This window comes from Microbacterium sp. CH1 (genome assembly GCF_001595495.1).
Taxonomy (GTDB): domain Bacteria; phylum Actinomycetota; class Actinomycetes; order Actinomycetales; family Microbacteriaceae; genus Microbacterium.
In genome coordinates this window covers 65,446-80,851 of the sequence record NZ_LOSO01000002.1, presented here as the reverse complement: position 1 = coordinate 80,851, position 15,406 = coordinate 65,446, and the positions used below count along the sequence as shown (strand labels likewise).

General features: G+C 69.3%; 15 protein-coding genes. 9 read left to right on the top strand and 6 right to left on the bottom strand.

Annotated features, from left to right (window positions below):
• The first annotated feature begins 87 nt into the window (after positions 1–87).
• The 9 genes from AUV07_RS01255 (at position 88) to AUV07_RS01215 (ending at position 9,735) form a co-directional block, all read left to right on the top strand.
• Positions 88–1,176, top strand: a complete 1,089-nt coding sequence (locus AUV07_RS01255; protein ID WP_062633177.1) for a mandelate racemase/muconate lactonizing enzyme family protein — start codon at positions 88–90, stop codon at positions 1,174–1,176.
• A gap of 53 nt (positions 1,177–1,229) precedes the next feature.
• Positions 1,230–2,291, top strand: coding sequence for an ABC transporter substrate-binding protein (locus tag AUV07_RS01250; protein WP_062633176.1), 1,062 nt, complete (start codon positions 1,230–1,232; stop codon positions 2,289–2,291).
• A 31-nt stretch (positions 2,292–2,322) separates the two neighbouring features.
• Positions 2,323–3,882 carry a sugar ABC transporter ATP-binding protein gene (locus tag AUV07_RS01245; RefSeq protein ID WP_062633174.1) on the top strand — a complete coding sequence of 520 codons (1,560 nt, stop codon included), beginning with the start codon at positions 2,323–2,325 and terminating at the stop codon, positions 3,880–3,882.
• Entirely contained in the window at positions 3,879–4,862 is a 984-nt protein-coding gene (locus tag AUV07_RS01240; RefSeq protein ID WP_062633171.1) for an ABC transporter permease, read from the top strand. Before AUV07_RS01245 ends, AUV07_RS01240 begins: the two co-directional genes overlap by 4 nt.
• Positions 4,859–5,848, top strand: coding sequence for an ABC transporter permease (locus AUV07_RS01235; protein ID WP_062633169.1), 990 nt, complete (start codon positions 4,859–4,861; stop codon positions 5,846–5,848). The genes AUV07_RS01240 and AUV07_RS01235 overlap by 4 nt, the downstream gene beginning before the upstream one ends.
• A gap of 34 nt (positions 5,849–5,882) precedes the next feature.
• Positions 5,883–6,662, top strand: a complete 780-nt coding sequence (locus AUV07_RS01230) for a glucose 1-dehydrogenase (RefSeq protein WP_062633167.1) — start codon at positions 5,883–5,885, stop codon at positions 6,660–6,662.
• Between the two features lie 19 nt (positions 6,663–6,681).
• Positions 6,682–8,175, top strand: a complete 1,494-nt coding sequence (locus tag AUV07_RS01225; RefSeq protein ID WP_062633164.1) for an aldehyde dehydrogenase family protein — start codon at positions 6,682–6,684, stop codon at positions 8,173–8,175.
• 82 nt (positions 8,176–8,257) lie between these two features.
• Positions 8,258–9,283, top strand: coding sequence for a LacI family DNA-binding transcriptional regulator (locus AUV07_RS01220; protein ID WP_197462090.1), 1,026 nt, complete (start codon positions 8,258–8,260; stop codon positions 9,281–9,283).
• Between the two features lie 62 nt (positions 9,284–9,345).
• A complete protein-coding gene (locus tag AUV07_RS01215; RefSeq protein ID WP_062633160.1) occupies positions 9,346–9,735 on the top strand; it encodes a VOC family protein in 390 nt (129 codons plus the stop codon).
• Between the two features lie 15 nt (positions 9,736–9,750).
• Here AUV07_RS01215 and AUV07_RS01210 read toward each other — a convergent pair whose 3' ends face one another.
• From AUV07_RS01210 to AUV07_RS01185, 6 genes are all read right to left on the bottom strand, one after another.
• Positions 9,751–12,360: a DEAD/DEAH box helicase gene (locus AUV07_RS01210; protein WP_062633158.1), complete on the bottom strand. Its 2,610-nt coding sequence runs from the start codon at positions 12,358–12,360 to the stop codon at positions 9,751–9,753.
• A 24-nt stretch (positions 12,361–12,384) separates the two neighbouring features.
• Positions 12,385–12,885 carry a hypothetical protein gene (locus tag AUV07_RS01205; protein WP_062633156.1) on the bottom strand — a complete coding sequence of 167 codons (501 nt, stop codon included), beginning with the start codon at positions 12,883–12,885 and terminating at the stop codon, positions 12,385–12,387.
• Positions 12,882–13,445 carry a GTP-binding protein gene (locus AUV07_RS01200; protein ID WP_062633154.1) on the bottom strand — a complete coding sequence of 188 codons (564 nt, stop codon included), beginning with the start codon at positions 13,443–13,445 and terminating at the stop codon, positions 12,882–12,884. The genes AUV07_RS01205 and AUV07_RS01200 overlap by 4 nt, the downstream gene beginning before the upstream one ends.
• Before the next feature lie 68 nt (positions 13,446–13,513).
• Positions 13,514–13,885 (bottom strand): hypothetical protein, encoded by a 372-nt coding sequence (locus AUV07_RS01195; protein WP_062633152.1) that lies wholly within the window; start codon positions 13,883–13,885, stop codon positions 13,514–13,516.
• 110 nt (positions 13,886–13,995) lie between these two features.
• Positions 13,996–14,709, bottom strand: a complete 714-nt coding sequence (gene deoD / locus AUV07_RS01190; protein WP_062633150.1) for a purine-nucleoside phosphorylase — start codon at positions 14,707–14,709, stop codon at positions 13,996–13,998.
• Between the two features lie 13 nt (positions 14,710–14,722).
• The gene (locus tag AUV07_RS01185) at positions 14,723–15,382 is read right to left on the bottom strand and encodes a DNA alkylation repair protein (protein ID WP_062633148.1); all 660 of its coding nucleotides are present in this window, start codon (positions 15,380–15,382) and stop codon (positions 14,723–14,725) included.
• Between the last annotated feature and the right edge of the window lie 24 nt (positions 15,383–15,406).

Here is a 15,406-nt window from a genome sequence, read left to right as displayed (position 1 = left end):
GTGTTGGCAACAGTAGCGGAAGTGTGTATGTTTAGGAAATCGGTTTTCTAGCGGGTCAAATCGACCCCCGACCCGGAGTACTCATCAATGGCGAAGATCACGAACGTCCGCACCGACCTGTATCGGGTGCCGCTGGCGACGCGGCTCTCGGACAGCACCCACGGCGACATGGACGACTTCGAACTCGTCGTCGTTCGGGTGACGGATGCCGACGGTGCCAGCGGCATGGGGTACACGTATACGGTCAACGCGGGCGGGCACGCGGTCGCCCGCATGGTCGACCCGTACCTGAGCGATGTCCTCGTCGGCGAGGACGCCGATCGGATCGAGGCGCTCTGGCAGAAGATGTGGTGGCATCTGCACTATGCCGGGCGAGGGGGTCATGTCACCTCCGCGATCTCCGCCGTCGACATCGCGCTCTGGGATCTCAAGGGCCGACGGCTCGGGCAACCGCTCTGGCGCGTGTTCGGCGGCTACGACCCGGTGGTGCCCGTCTACGCGGGCGGCATCGATCTGCAGTTCTCGGTGCCGCAGCTCCTGGCGCAGGCCGATGACTTCCGCGCGCAGGGATTCCGGGCGATCAAGATGAAGGTCGGTCGGGAAGAGCTGCGTGAGGATCTCGTCCGCGTGGCGGCGATGCGCGAGCACCTCGGCGACGGATTCCCTCTCATGGTGGACGCCAACATGAGGTGGTCCGCCGACCGCGCCATCGCCGCGGCCCGCGAGCTCCGTGCGTTCGATCTGGTGTGGTTGGAGGAGCCCGTGATCCCCGACGACCTCCCCGGGCAGGCACGCGTGCTCGCATCCGGCGGTCTACCGATCGCGGCGGGCGAGAATCTGCACACGCTGTACGAGTTCCGTGCCGCGATCGACGCCGGTGCGGTGACCTACCCTGAGCCCGATGTGAGCAACTGCGGCGGGATGACGGTCTTCCGCAAGGTCGCCTCCCTCGCCGAAGCTCACAACCTCCCGGTGACCAGCCACGGCGTGCACGATCTGACCGTCCACTGCCTGGCCGCAGCGCCGAACCGCACCTATATGGAAGCGCATGGGTTCAGCCTCGAGCCGTATCTGGCCGAGACCATGCCCATCGTCGACGGTGCCGTGACCGCACCGGAGCGCCCCGGGCACGGACTCGACCTCGACTTCGAGAAGCTCGCGACGTTGCGAGCCTGACCGCGTCGACCGCCGTCGCGGCGGCTTTTTCACGAATGATCAAAGGAGATGTCATGAAATCGAACCGCATCATCACCGCGGCCGCCGTGGCCGCAGGACTGCTCTTCGCCGCCACCGGTTGCGCGAAGCCCCTGGACGACCAAGGCGCCGCCACCGCCAACGGCGAGGGCACCGAGCAGGTCGTCGAGAGCGCTTCGGAGGCGACGTGCACGAACCCCGCTCCCTCGGACAAGGAGCTCGGGGACATGAAGATCGGGTTCTCGCAATCGGAGAACGAACAGAACCCCTTCCGCGCGACAGAGACGGCCTCGGTGCGCCAGTCGGTCGAGGAGGCGGGAGCCGAGTTCGTCTACACCAATGCCAACAGCGACCAGGCGAAGCAGCTCAGCGACATCCAGTCGATGATCAATCAGGGTGTCGACGCGCTCATCGTCGCGCCGATCAGCGCGACGGGTCTGCAGAGCGCCTTCGAGGCGGCCAAGAGCAAGGGCATCCCGGTCATCACGATCGACCGCGAGACCGCAGGCGAGCCCTGCACCGACTTCATCTCGTTCATGGGCTCCGATTTCGAGCGGCAGGGCGAGCGCGCCGGCGAGGCGATGATCGAAGCCCTGGGCGGCGAGGGCTCCGTCGCTGAGCTGCAGGGGGCGCCGGGCAGCGATGTGGCGACCCTCCGCACCACCGGCTTCGACGTGGCGGTGAAGGACGCGGGCGGCATCGAGATCGTCGCCCAGCAGACGGGCAACTGGGCCACCAGCGAGGCCCAGGAGGTGCTCGCCCAGCTGCTGTCGTCCAACCCCGATATCGACGCGGTCTACACCCACAGCGACACCATGGCGCTGGGGGCGCTCACCGCCATCAGCCAGGCCGGGCTCACTCCCGGCAAGGACGTGAAGGTCGTCTCGATCGACGGCACGAGGGAGGCGGTCGGGCACGTGGCGTCCGGCGACATCGCCGCGATCGTCGAGACGAACCCGCGCTTCGGCCCGGCCGCGGTCGACCTGCTCGCGAAGTGGTTCGCGGGAGACGAGGTGGCGCAGGAGATCATCATGAAGGACGAGCTCTACACCGAGAAGAACGCCCAGGACGCGCTCGACTCGGGTCGGGCGTACTGAGCCTTCCGTCGTGCAGCGAGAGGACGAGCACATGGCTTCACAGACGGGGGACGTGATCCTCGAGGCCCGTGACATCACGAAGAGCTTCAACGGCATCCGTGCGCTGAAGGGCGCATCGCTCGCGCTGCGCGCCGGGGAGGTCCACGGACTCAACGGGGAGAACGGCGCCGGCAAGTCGACCCTGATCAAGATCATCACGGGGTTCTACCAGCAGGACGCGGGCGAGGTGCTCCTCGACGGCCGTCCCGTGCGCTTCGACCGGCCGAAGGACTCGCAGGACGCGGGCATCAGCACCGTGTACCAGGAGGTCAACCTCATTCCGGAGCGCACGGTGGCGGAGAACATCCTCCTCGGTCGCGAGCCGCGCCGAGCCGGCCTGCTGCGCAAGCGGGCGGCGATCGCGCAGGCCCAGAGCATCCTGGACCGCTTCGGACTCGCCATCGCGGCGAAAGCGCCGCTGTCATCGCTCTCGCTGGGGATGCAGCAGATGGTCGCCATCGTGCGCGCGGTCGCCTTCGACGCACGGGCCGTGATCCTCGACGAGCCGACCTCGGCCCTCAACGGTGCCGAGATCGACATCCTGTTCGGAGTGGTCCGTCAGCTCCGCGACGAGGGCCTGGCGATCATGCTCGTGAGCCACCGTATGTCGGAGCTGTACGAGCTCTGCGACCGCTTCACCGTGCTGCGTGACGGGCGGTTCGTGGTGGAGAGCAGTCCGGCCGAGCTGCCGCCCGCGGAGCTGGTGAGCGCGATGCTCGGCGGCATCCGCCTGAACGAGACCGACCGGGATCCCGAGGCCCACAGCCGGCGCGTCGAGGAGCTGCGGGCCGGGCCGCCGGTGCTGGAGGTGGACGGGCTGAGCTGGGGCAATCGGCTGCACGACGTGTCGTTCGACGTGCGCCGCGGCGAGATCGTGGGCCTGCTCGGCCTGCTGGGCTCCGGCCGCACGGAGATCTGCAAGGCGGTGTACGGGGCCATCAGGCCGGACGCCGGGGAGATCCGGCTCGGCGGCGAGGCGCTCGCCCGCCGGTCGCCGGCTCGCGCGCTGCGCGCCGGGATCGCCTACCTCTCCGAGGACCGCCGGAGGGAGGGGATCTTCCCCGGGCTGAGCGTCCGCGAGAACCTCACCGCCGCCGTCCTCCCGCGTCTGTCGACCCTGGGCGTGGTGCGGCCTCGGGAGCAGAGCGACATCGTCGCCCGATTCTCCGAGGAGCTGCGCCTGAAGGCGGCCGGCGCGGAGCAGCCGGTCGCTGAGCTGCCCGGCGGCAACCAGCAGAAGGTGCTGCTCGCCCGGTGGATCGCCACGGAACCGCGGGTCGTCCTGCTGGATGACCCCACTCGCGGGATCGATGTCGGTGCGAAGGCGGAGGTCCACCGCGTCATCCGAGCCCTCTCGGACCGCGGCATCGGGGTGCTGGTCACCTCGAGCGAGACGGAGGAGCTGCTCGCGCTGTGCGACCGGCTCATCGTGCTCAGCGAGGGAGCCGTGGTCGGCGAGCTGGATCCGCTGTCCGTCGACCCGGCCGACGTCGTCGGCCTTCTCTCCGCGACCTCCGCGGCGACCCCCGTCCGGACAGGAGAAAGCGCATGACCGTCACGACGACGACCACGGTGGTCGTCACAGAACGGACCCCCCGGCAGAAGCTCGCGCACTTCGCGCGCACGTACACCGTGTACCTCGCCCTCGCGGCGCTGGTGCTGTTCAACGTGATCGTCACCAACGGATTCGCGACGACGTCGACACTGCAGAACGTCCTGTTCGCGGTCGCTCCGATCGTGCTGATCGCCGTCGGGCAGACCCTCGCGATCGGAACCGGCGGCATCGACCTGTCGGTGGGATCGATGATGGCGCTGTCGTCGGCGATGCTCGCGCTGTACCTCGGCTACGGCGAGGTCGTCGCGCTGCTGACCGGCGTGCTCGTCGCGGCCGCCGTCGGCACGCTGAACGGCACGATGATCGCGTACCTGCGCATCAACCCGCTCATCACCAGCCTCGGTCTGCTTGTCGCCGTCCGCGGACTCGCTCAGGCGCTCTCCGGGGGTGCACGCAGCCCCATCCCCGGCGACGGGCTGTTCGGCTGGCTCGGCAACGCGGTGCTGTTCGGCATCCCGGGTGTGGCCGTGATCGCCGCCGTGATCGCGGTGCTCATCTGGCTGCTGGTGAAGAAGACCACCTTCGGCCGGTATGCGCTGTTCGCCGGATCGAACCGCGCGGCCGCGCATCTGACCGGTACGCCGCGCAACCGGACCCTCATCACGATCTACGCGCTGAGTGCGGGACTCGCCGGTCTCGCCGGGGTGTTCGTCTCCGCCCGCATCGGTGCGTCGGATCCGAGCTTCATCGGCATCCACCTGGAGCTGACGGCGATCGCGGCGGTGGTGATCGGCGGCACGCCGCTCGCCGGAGGCCGCATCAACGTGGGCGGAACGGTCGCCGCGGCGCTGTTCCTCCAGGTGATCGACACCACGTTCATCATGAACAACCTCGATTTCGCATACGCGCAGGTACTCAAGGCGGTCCTCATCGTGGTCGCCCTGTTCCTGCAGCGTGCAGGGAAGGACGCGCGATGACCGCGACGAGAGAGAACGCTCCGCGGTGGCAACTCCGCCGGCAGAGCGCGGGAACCGCCTGGGCGGCGGGCCTGCAGCGGTACGGCATCGTCGGCGTGCTCGTCGCCGTCGCCGTGGCCGCTGCGATCGTCTCACCCACGTTCGGCACGATCGACAACGCGGCCAACATCGTCACGGCGGCCTGCTTCATCGGTCTCATCACCATCGGGCAGAGCTTCGTGCTCATCACCGGCGGCATCGACCTGTCCGTCGGCTCGATGATCGGGCTCGGCACGGTGCTGGCGGCGCTGGCGGCACCGGCCGGTTGGGTGGCGGCTCTGCTCGTGCCGATCGCCGCCGGCATCGCCCTCGGCCTGGTCAACGGGCTGCTGGTCGGCACGGCGCGCATGGCACCGTTCATCATCACCCTGTCGGCTCTCCTCGCCGTCAATGGCATAGCGGTGGCACTGGCCAGCTCCAGCATCGTGATCGAGCGCGGGTTCTTCACGTCGATCGCGAACGGCAGCGTGCTGGGCCTGCCGAACCTGGTGTGGATCCTGCTGATCGCCTTCGTCGTCGCTGCGGTCGTGCTGAATCGCACGTCGTTCGGCTCCCGCATGTTCGCCCTCGGCGGCAACGAGGAGGCGGCGCGGATGATGGGCGTCAACGTCACCCGCGTGAAGATCCAGGTCTACACGATCAGCGGCGGTCTCGCCGGCCTCGCCGGCGCTCTGCTCGCGTCGCGCCTCTCCTCCGGCGTCGCCAGTCTCGGCTCCACCTACGAGCTCAAGTCCATCGCGGCCGCCGTGATCGGCGGCGTGCTGCTCACCGGCGGCGTCGGCACCATGCTCGGCGCACTCTCGGGGGTGCTCCTCATCGCCATGATCGACAACCTGATCAACCAGATGGGAGCGCTCAATGCGTACTTCCAGGATCTGTTCACCGGCGTGTTCCTCGTGCTCGCGATGATCGTGCAGACGCTCCTGAGCCGCCGCCGAGATCACTGACCATCCATCCCAGGACCTTCAGAAAGGGAACCCCATGTCGTCTCTCGACAACAAGATCGCACTCATCACCGGAGCCGCCTCCGGCATGGGCCGCGCCATGGCGCACGGCTATGCGGCGGAGGGCGCGCACGTCGTCATCGCCGACCTCAACCTCGCCGGCGCCGAGACCGTCGTCCGCGAGATCCAGGAGGCAGGAGGGCAGGCGTCCGCCCGCGCGCTCAACGTCGCCGACCCCGCGGCATCCGCGGCGCTGGTCGACGGGATCGTGGCCGAGCACGGCCGGCTCGACATCCTCGTCAACAACGCCGGGATCGGGCTCATCAAGGCTGTGTGGGACACCACGCCCGAGGAGTGGGACCGCATCTTCGCAGTGAACGTGAAGGGACTGTTCTTCCTCTCGCAGGCGGCGGCGGAGCCGATGCGCCGTCAGGGCAGCGGCAAGATCATCAACATGGCATCGGTGGCCGGGCGCCGAGGCGAAGCGCTCGTCACCGCCTATTGCGCATCGAAGGCCACGGTGATCTCCATCACCCAGTCGGTCGCGCTCGCACTGGCACCGCACGGCGTGAACGTCAATGCGATCGCGCCGGGCGTCGTCGACACCCCGTACTGGAAAGAGGTCGACAAGCAGTTCGGCGAGATCACCGGCAAGGCCGAGGGTGAGACCTTCAAGGGCATCGGGGAGACCATCCCGCTGGGGCGCACCTCCGTCCCGTCCGACATCGTTCCGATGGCGATCTTCCTCGCCGGCTCCGGATCCGACTACATCACCGGCCAGACGTTCAACGTCGAGGGCGGGACCTACTTCAACTGATCAGGCACGAGGAGCACGCATGACCATCACCACCCCACCCCCGATCCTCGGCGAGGGCTCCCTCCTCGAGGAGAGTCCCCGGATGCTCGTCGCCGGCAGCTGGCGCTCCGCCGAGGCCACCCGCCCGGTGACCAACCCCGCGACGGGCGCCGTCTTCACCGAGGTCCCCTCGGCGGATGCGAGCCACGTCGACGAGGCCGTCGCCGCTGCCGTGCACGCACAGCGTGAGTGGGCGCGCCGTCCCGTGGCGGAGCGCGCCGCTGTGCTCGCCGAGGTCGTCCGCCTCGTGGAGCAGAACGCCGAGGAACTCGCCGCACTCGTCGTCGCCGAGCAGGGCAAGACCATCACCGAAGCGCGCGGCGAGATCCAGGGAGTCGTCGCCTTCTTCGACTTCGCGCTCAGCCAGAAGTACCGCACGGAGGGCGAGGTCGTCACCCCGTCGTCGGCGCAACGGCAGTTGATCGTGAGGGAAGAGCCTCTCGGTGTCGTCGTCGCCATCATCCCGTGGAACTTCCCGGCTGCGATCTTCGCGCGCAAGGTGGCTCCGGCTCTGATGACGGGGAACGCGATCATCGTGAAGCCGAGTGACGTGACGCCGCTCTCCTCCCTCGCGCTGGCGCGTCTCTGCCAGCGGGCAGGAGTGCCGGACGGGCTGCTGAGCGTGCTCACGGGGCGCGGCAGTGTCGTCGGGACAGCGCTGATCGACCACCCGGAGACGGCGATGGTCACGGTGACCGGGTCGACGAGAGCCGGGATCGACATCCTCGAGCGCGCGGCGAAGAAGGTCATCCCGGTCTCGCTCGAGCTCGGGGGCAAGGCGCCCTTCATCGTCTTCGGCGACGCGGATCTCCCGCGCGCCGTGGAGGACGCGTTCGAGGCCCGGTTCATGAACTGCGGACAGGTGTGCACGTGCAACGAGCGCACCTACGTCCACCGTTCCGTGTTCGACGCGTTCGTCGCGCAGCTCGTGGAGAAGGTGCGCGGGCTCCGCGTGGGCGACCCCATGGACGACGAGTCCCAGATGGGGCCGAAGGTCTCGGGGGAGGAGTGGTCGAAGGTCGATGAGATGGTACGAGCCGCCGTCGCCGCGGGCGCGCAGGTCGAGGTCGGCGGCGGTCGGCCCGAGGGGCGGGACGAGGATCCCGGCTTCTGGTTCGCGCCGACCGTGCTGACGGGGGTCTCGAACGACATGGACATCGTGCAGCAGGAGGTCTTCGGGCCGGTGCTGCCGATCGTGCCTTTCGACGACTACGACGAGGTCATCCGGTTCGCCAACTCCACGCCGTACGGGCTGACCGCCTACGTGTACACCACGGACATCCGTACCGCCATGCAGGCTACGGACGACCTGGCTTTCGGAGAGGTGTACGTCAACCGGGTCGGTCCGGAGGAGGTCGCCGGCTTCCACACCGGGTGGAAGATGTCCGGCCTCGGAGGCGATGACGGGCACCACGGGTTCGAGCGCTACACCCAGCGCAAGACCGTGTACGTGGACTACAGCCGAGACCGTTGACCTCCGCACGACCCGATGACACCGGTGCGCCGGGGAACGAGGCGTCTCGTTCCCCGGCGCACCCTGCATGAGAAGATGGCGCGTGCCTGATTCATCCCCGAGCCGTGGACGAGTCCGACTGATCGACGTCGCGAATCTCGCCGGCGTGACCAAGTCCGTCGCGTCGAGGATTCTCAGCCGTGACGAGACCCTCAACGTGCGCCCCAGCACTCGCGAGCGCGTGTTGGAGGCAGCGGAGCGGCTGCAGTACTCCCCGCACGCCGGGGCCCGCGCTCTTGCCGCTTCGACGACGGGCGCTCTGTCGCTCCTCATCCCCGATCTCACGAACCCGGTGTACGCGAGGATCGCGCGCGGCGCCTACCAGCGGGCCCACGAGCTGGGCTACGTGGTCCTGCTGGCCGAGGACACCGAGGAGACGGATGCCGGTACCGACTTCACCGATCTCGTCGCGGCGGGTCGCGTCGACGGACTCCTCATCGCCAGCGCGCGTCGCGATCACCCCCTGATCGAATCCGGTCGCCTCGCCGCGATCCCCCACGTGTTCGTCAACCGGACCGTGCCAGGATCGGGTCGCAACGTGACTGTCGATCTCCGGCTCGCCAGCACCGTCGCCTTCCAGCACTTGCACCGGCTCGGACATCGCCGGATGGCGCACATCTCCGGCCCGGGCGATCTGAGCCCCGCACGCGAACGCGAACGCGGGTTCTCCGCTGCGGCGGACGAGGCAGGCGCTCCGCCGCCACTGGTCGTGCACGCGGACTTCTCGGAGGCCGGCGGATATGGTGCGGTAGAGCAGATCCTCGATGAGCGCCCCGACGTCACGGCGATCTACGCGGGGACCCTCCCGCAGTCGATCGGGGCGATGAAGTCGCTGCACCGTCGCGGTCGACGTGTGCCGGAAGAGGTCTCGCTGCTCTCCGCCGACGACCTCCCCATGGCCGGATACCTGACTCCCGCGCTCACGGCACTCGAGCTGCCGCTGCAGGAGCTGGGTACGGCGGCCGTCGATGAGCTCGTGCATCAGCTGCACGGGCAGCCGGCTCGCGACGTCACCCTCAGCGCCGGGATCCGGATCATCGATCGCGACTCGGTGGGGGCAGCGCCCTGACGCCTCCGGCGCCGCTCGCTGATCCTCTCGACAACGGCGGGGGAGTGGCGGATGCTGGGGACATGGCAGCCTTCACAGCGGAGAACGCGTTCAGCGGCTTCAGCGTCGACGACATCGACGCGGCGAGAGAGTTCTACGGCACGACCCTCGGGCTCGACGTCGAGGTCAACGCGATGGGATTCCTCGACCTGCGTCTGCCCCTCGGCGGATCGGTCCTCGTCTACGCGAAGCCGAACCACACCCCGGCGAGCTTCACGATCCTGAACTTCCCGGTGGCGGACGTCGATGCCGCCGTCGAGGAGCTCAACGAGCGCGGGGTGCAGACCAAGATCTACGGCGACGACGAGTTCCCGTCGGACTCCCGCGGCATCGTCCGCGGGAACGGGCAGGGACCGGACATCGCGTGGTTCCGCGACCCGGCGGGCAACGTGCTCGCCGTCATGCAGGCCTGACGGGGCCCGCCTCGCTCACAGCCGGTCGACCGCCGTCACCGTGACGACCGCTTCGCCCGCCTCGTCGGACGCGGCGAGGTCGACGGTGGCGCTGATGCCCCAGTCATGGTCGCCGGCCGGGTCGTCGATGATCTGCCGCGCCGTCCACGCGGTCGGACCCTCGGTGAGCAGCAGCATGCGGGAGCTCCGGGCGTCCGGTCCGGTGCCGATGTCGTCGTGCTCGGCGAAGTACTCGTCCAGCGCGTCGGACCAGGCGGCGGCACCGAACGTCGGGTCGAGCTCGGCCAGGGCGTCCACGTCCTCCCGGGCGGCGAGCTGCACCCGCCGGAAGAGCTCGTTGCGGACGAGCGTGCGGAAGGCGCGGGTGTTGCTCGTGAGGCGCTTCGGTGCGGGCGGGACGATCGGCTCGTCGGTTTCGCCGCGGGCCGCGGTCCCGGCGGTCAGCTCGCTCCATTCGTCGAGCAGGCTGGAGTCGATCTGGCGCACGAGCTCGCCGAGCCAGGCGATGAGGTCGTGGAGGTCCTCGTCCTTCCGCTCCTCGGGGATCGTCTGGGAGGCGGCGCGATACGCGTCCGACAGGTACCGCAGCACGACGCCCTCGGAGCGGGCGATCTTGTAGAACGCGACGTACTCGCCGAACGACATGGCCCGCTCGTACATGTCGCGGACGACGGACTTCGGGTGCAGCGCGAAGTCCCGGATCCACGGCTGCGCCGCGCTGAAGGTCTCGAAGGCCGCGTCGAGGAGCTCCTCCAGCGGCTTCGGGTAGGTGATCGCCTCGAGGAGCTCCATGCGCTCGTCGTACTCGATGCCCTCGCGCTTCATCGCGGCGACCGCCTCGCCCCGCGCGAGGAACTCCTGCTGGCTGAGCACGGCGCGGGGGTCGTCGAGCGTCGCCTCGACGATCGAGATCATGTCGAGCGCGTACGACCCCGTCCCCACCCCCTGGTCCCCCGAGCCCGCCGGGGTCCCTGAGCCTGCCTGGGTCCCTGAGCTTGTCGAAGTCTGGGTCCCTGAGCCTGTCGAAGGGTCCAGCAGGTCGAACGCCGCGAGGGCGAACGGCGACAGCGGCTGGTTGAGCGCGAAGTTCGGCTGCAGGTCGACCGTGAGCCGGATACCTTTCGGTTCTCCCGGCACGCCCGTGTCGAAGGTCTCCACGACGCCCGATTCCCGGAGCGTGCGGAAGATCGCGAGGGCGCGGAGGGCGAGCGCACGCTGCCGGGCGCGCGGCTCGTGGTTGTCGAAGACGAGCCGGCGGACGTTCCCGAACACATCCCCGCCCCGGGCGATGACGTTGAGCAGCATCGCGCTGGTGATCTGCATGTGCGAGGTCAGCGTCTCCGGTGTCGCGTCGATGAGCTTCCGGAACGACGGCTCGCCCCACGACACGAAGCCGTCGGGGGCCTTCTTGCGGATGATCTTCCGCTTCTTCTTCGGGTCGTCGCCGGCCTTGCGGATCGCGGCGAGGTTCTCGGTCTCGTGCTCCGGGGCCTGGGCGACGACGGTGCCCGCGGTGTCGTAGCCCGCGCGTCCGGCCCGGCCCGCGATCTGGTGGAACTCCCGCGCGTTGAGCTGCCGCATCCGCGTGCCGTCGAACTTCGTCAGCGCGGTCAGCAGCACGGTCCGGATGGGGACGTTGATGCCCACCCCGAGCGTGTCGGTGCCGCAGATGACGCGGAGGAGACCGCGCTGGGCGAGCTGCTCCACGAGTCGGCGGTACTTCGGCAGCATGCCGGCGTGGTGCACGCCGATGCCGGCCCGGAGGAAGCGCGAGAGCGTCTTGCCGAACGCCGTCGTGAAGCGGAAGCCGCCGATGAGGGCGGCGATCTCGTCGCGCTGCTCACGCGTGGCAACCTTCGTGCTCGACAGCGCCTGCGCCCGCTCCATGGCGGCCGCCTGCGAGAAGTGCACGATGTAGATCGGCGCCTGCCCCGTGTTGAGCAGGTCGTCGATGGTCTCGTGGATGGGCGTCGTCTCGTAGAAGAAGTGCAGGGGAACCGGGCGCTCGACCCCCGTGACCGAGGCGGTCTCCCGTCCGGTGCGGCGCGTCAGGTCGGCCGCCAGGGTGGTGACGTCGCCGAGAGTGGCCGACATCAGCACGAACTGCGCCTGCGGGAGCTCGAGGAGCGGCACCTGCCAGGCCCACCCGCGGTCGGGGTCGCCGTAGAAGTGGAACTCGTCCATGACCACGAGGCCGACGTCGGCGGCATCGCCCTGGCGCAGGGCCAGGTTCGCGAGGATCTCCGCGGTGCAGCAGATGATGGGGGCATCGGCGTTCACGGCGGAGTCTCCCGTGACCATCCCCACATTCTCGGCGCCGAACACGTCCGCCAGCGCGAAGAACTTCTCGCTCACGAGGGCCTTGATCGGCGCCGTGTAGTAGCTCCGGTGCCCGCGGACCATCGCCGCGAAGTGGGCGCCGACTGCGACGAGCGACTTCCCGGTGCCGGTCGGCGTGGACAGGATGACGTTCGCACCGGAGACGATCTCGATGAGCGCCTCGTCCTGCGCGGGGTACAGGCGGATGCCGGTCGACTCCGCCCACTCCACGAACGCCAGGTAGACCGCATCGGGGTCCGCCGCGTCGGGAACGAGAGAGGGTTCGAGCCGCGGCGTGGGATTCATGGTGCTTCGATCATCCCATCTGCGTCATGTCGCCGATCCCGTGACCCCGAGCGCGGTGAGCAGCTCGTATGCCGTGGAGCGCGCGTGCACGATCACGGTGCCGAGCTGCGACGAGGAGGCCGACACCGAGAGCAGGAGCTGGCCGTATGGCGCGAGGATGAAGCTCAGCAGCGCCATCTGGTTCTCGCCGATGGACAACGACACGATGGCCGACAGCGTCGGCTCCGTCCCTCCCGCGATGATCTCGGCCTCGGCCCGCGCGACCCCGAACAGGGAGCCGTTCATCGCCGCGAGCTGCTCGCCGCCGTCGGGGTCGACGCCGAGCGAGGCGATGTGGAGGCCGTCCGCGGTGCCGAGGACGGCGGTCGTCAGCTCCGGGAAGCGCTCCTCCAACTGCTGCAGACGGGCCTGGGCCGACGGGCCGACGATCCGCGACCACAGCGCCCAGTTGCCGGCGACGTCGGGGTGCATGCGGGACGGATCGGGCGTCGCGGCGGCGTCCTGCCGCCCGGCGGGTCCGGTCATGGCTTCTCCTCCGGAAGATCGAGAACGGCACCGGCGACGCGCATCACGCTGTCGCGGTCGCGTGCGTCGGCCGCGAGGACGCGGGAGACGGGGATGCCGTGTCGAGCGAGCACGGGGGCGAGATCGCGGCGGATGTCGCCGATCGGGTGCCCTGCCGCGTGGCTGACGGCGATCACGATCCGATGCTCGTCTCCGGAGAACACGTCCAGCCACTCCTCGGCGGCGGCCGCGAGGGTGTCGTGGTCCGCGCGCAGCCAGAGCAGCACGCGAGTGCCCGGCATCGAGACCCGCTGCCGGGCGGACGCGAAGCGCTCCTGCCCCGGGATGCCGACGAGCGCGATGGAGACCTCGGGCGTGGGCCGCCAGGTCCCGTAATCGAGGCCGACGGTCGTCGTCGTCTTCCCGTCGCCGCTCGCGAGCGACATCGGCACGTCGGTGTCCACCGGCGGGACATCGCTCAGGGCGCGGACCGCGGTGGTCTTGCCCGCGCCCACCGGACCGGCGAAGATCAGGCGGTACCGCTGAGGCAGGTCGGTCCGTCGCCGACGCGGGCGCCTCATCGTCCGCTCCACGGGACCGCTCTTCCGCTGTCGCCCTCTCCCGAGGCCGCTCCCCACGGCCCCATGGATCACGCGCCGAGGGCGGCGACCCGGCGGTTCACCGAGGAGCGCAGCAGGGCGAGGTTCGTGGCCTGGCGATCGGCGGCCAGGTAGATGAACAGGTCGTCGTCGAGCATCTTGAGCAGGTGCAGCTGCGTGTTCAGCGTCAGCAGCATGTCCTCGAGCTCGCCCTGGATGCCGAGGGCGTCGATCGTACGCTTCTTGTTCTTCACGATCTCGCTGTTGAACGCGCTCGCGACCTCGAGGTCGAAGTCCGGGCGGACGGAGCTCGAGGCGAGCGGCAGTCCCGATTCGAGGTCGACGATCGACGCCCCGATGAATCCGTTGATGTCGCGTTCGATGTCCGCCAGCAGCGCGTTGAGCTGATCTTGCGTGGCCATGGTTCTCCCCAGTCGTCTTCGTCGCGCGCAGCAGCGACCGCCCTGTGCGGCCGTCCCCGGCGCCGCGCGACCTGTGAAGTGTATAACGTTACTCGGCGAGGAGGCCAGTCTCAGACCGAGGTCGCCGCGCGGAGGGCGATGCGCACCATGTCGCCGAACGTCTGCTCGCGCTCCTGGGCCGTGGTCTCCTCGCCGGTGACGATGTGGTCGCTGACCGTGCAGATCGCGAGAGCGCGGCGTCCGTGGAAGGCGGCGAGCGTGTAGAGGCCCGCCGCCTCCATCTCGACGCCGAGGATGCCGTGCTGTACGAAGGGCGCGGTGAGCTCCGGCCGCGTGCTGTAGAACTGATCGCTCGAGAACAGCGGCCCCACGTGCACCGTGGACGACAGGGGCTCCGTCTCGCTCGCCTCCACCGCGGCGCGCAGCAGGGCGAAGTCGGCGAGGGGAGCGTAGTCGAGGCCGTGGAAGCGCACGCGGTTGATCCCGGAGTCGGTGCTCGCGCCGTTGGCGATGATGATGTCGCGCACCGCGAGCTTCTCCGTCAGCGCGCCGCACGACCCCACCCGGACGATCGTCTGCACGTCGTACTGGGTGAACAGCTCCGTCGCGTAGATCGCCATCGACGGCTGCCCCATCCCCGAGCCCTGGACGGAGATCCGATGCCCCTCCCAGGTGCCGGTGAAGCCCAGCATCCCGCGCGTCTCGGAGTACAGCTCGGCGTCGTCGAGGAAGGTCTCGGCGATCCACTTCGCCCGCAGCGGGTCGCCGGGGAACAGCACGATGGGGGCGATCTGACCGGGTTCCGCGGCGATGTGGGTGCTCATCCGCTCAGCGTACTCAGCCCTCGCGACGGCGGACGATCTCCCCGATCCAGAGGGGAGCGAACGGCGAGGTGCAGCCCGGGGCCGTGGGGTAGTCGGCCAGGACCTGGAGCCGCTCGCCGATGTCCACGGCCCGTGCGCGCAGGTCCGGATGGAAGATGCCGATGTTCGCGAGGGTCTCGTTCATCGCCCACTGCAGGCGTGGTGGGGCCTGCTGCAGGTCGCGCTCGATGAGGTCGAGCAGGTGCGACAGGTCGAGGCCGTCGGAGTCCTTCGTCACCCGGACCGTCGTGAGCGACCACGCGGCGGCGGCGACCGTGGGATCGGCGTCGTCGAACCAGCGCCGGCGCAGCTCCTCGGCGAGGGGCGACTTCTTGAGGACGTAGTTCACGAACCAGTCGTTGACCTTGGGCGGACGGGTCTCACGAAGCATCGAGTCGAGTTCGTCGGCGGTGAAGTCCGCCGGGCGGCACACGAGCAGGGCCAGCAGCCGGGCGGACGTCTCGCCCGTCGCCCACAGCTCCCGCGCGAGGGCCTGATCGGTCTTGATGCGCTTCGCGAGGGCGCGCATCCGGCTCAGGTTGATGCCGTGGTCGTCGCCGCGCTTCTCGTTCGCCGCGCGCTGCCGGGGGTCTTCCAGCGCCGCGAGCTCCGCCAGCGCCTCCTCCACTGTCATCCCGCCAGGGTAACCCCCGTCGAC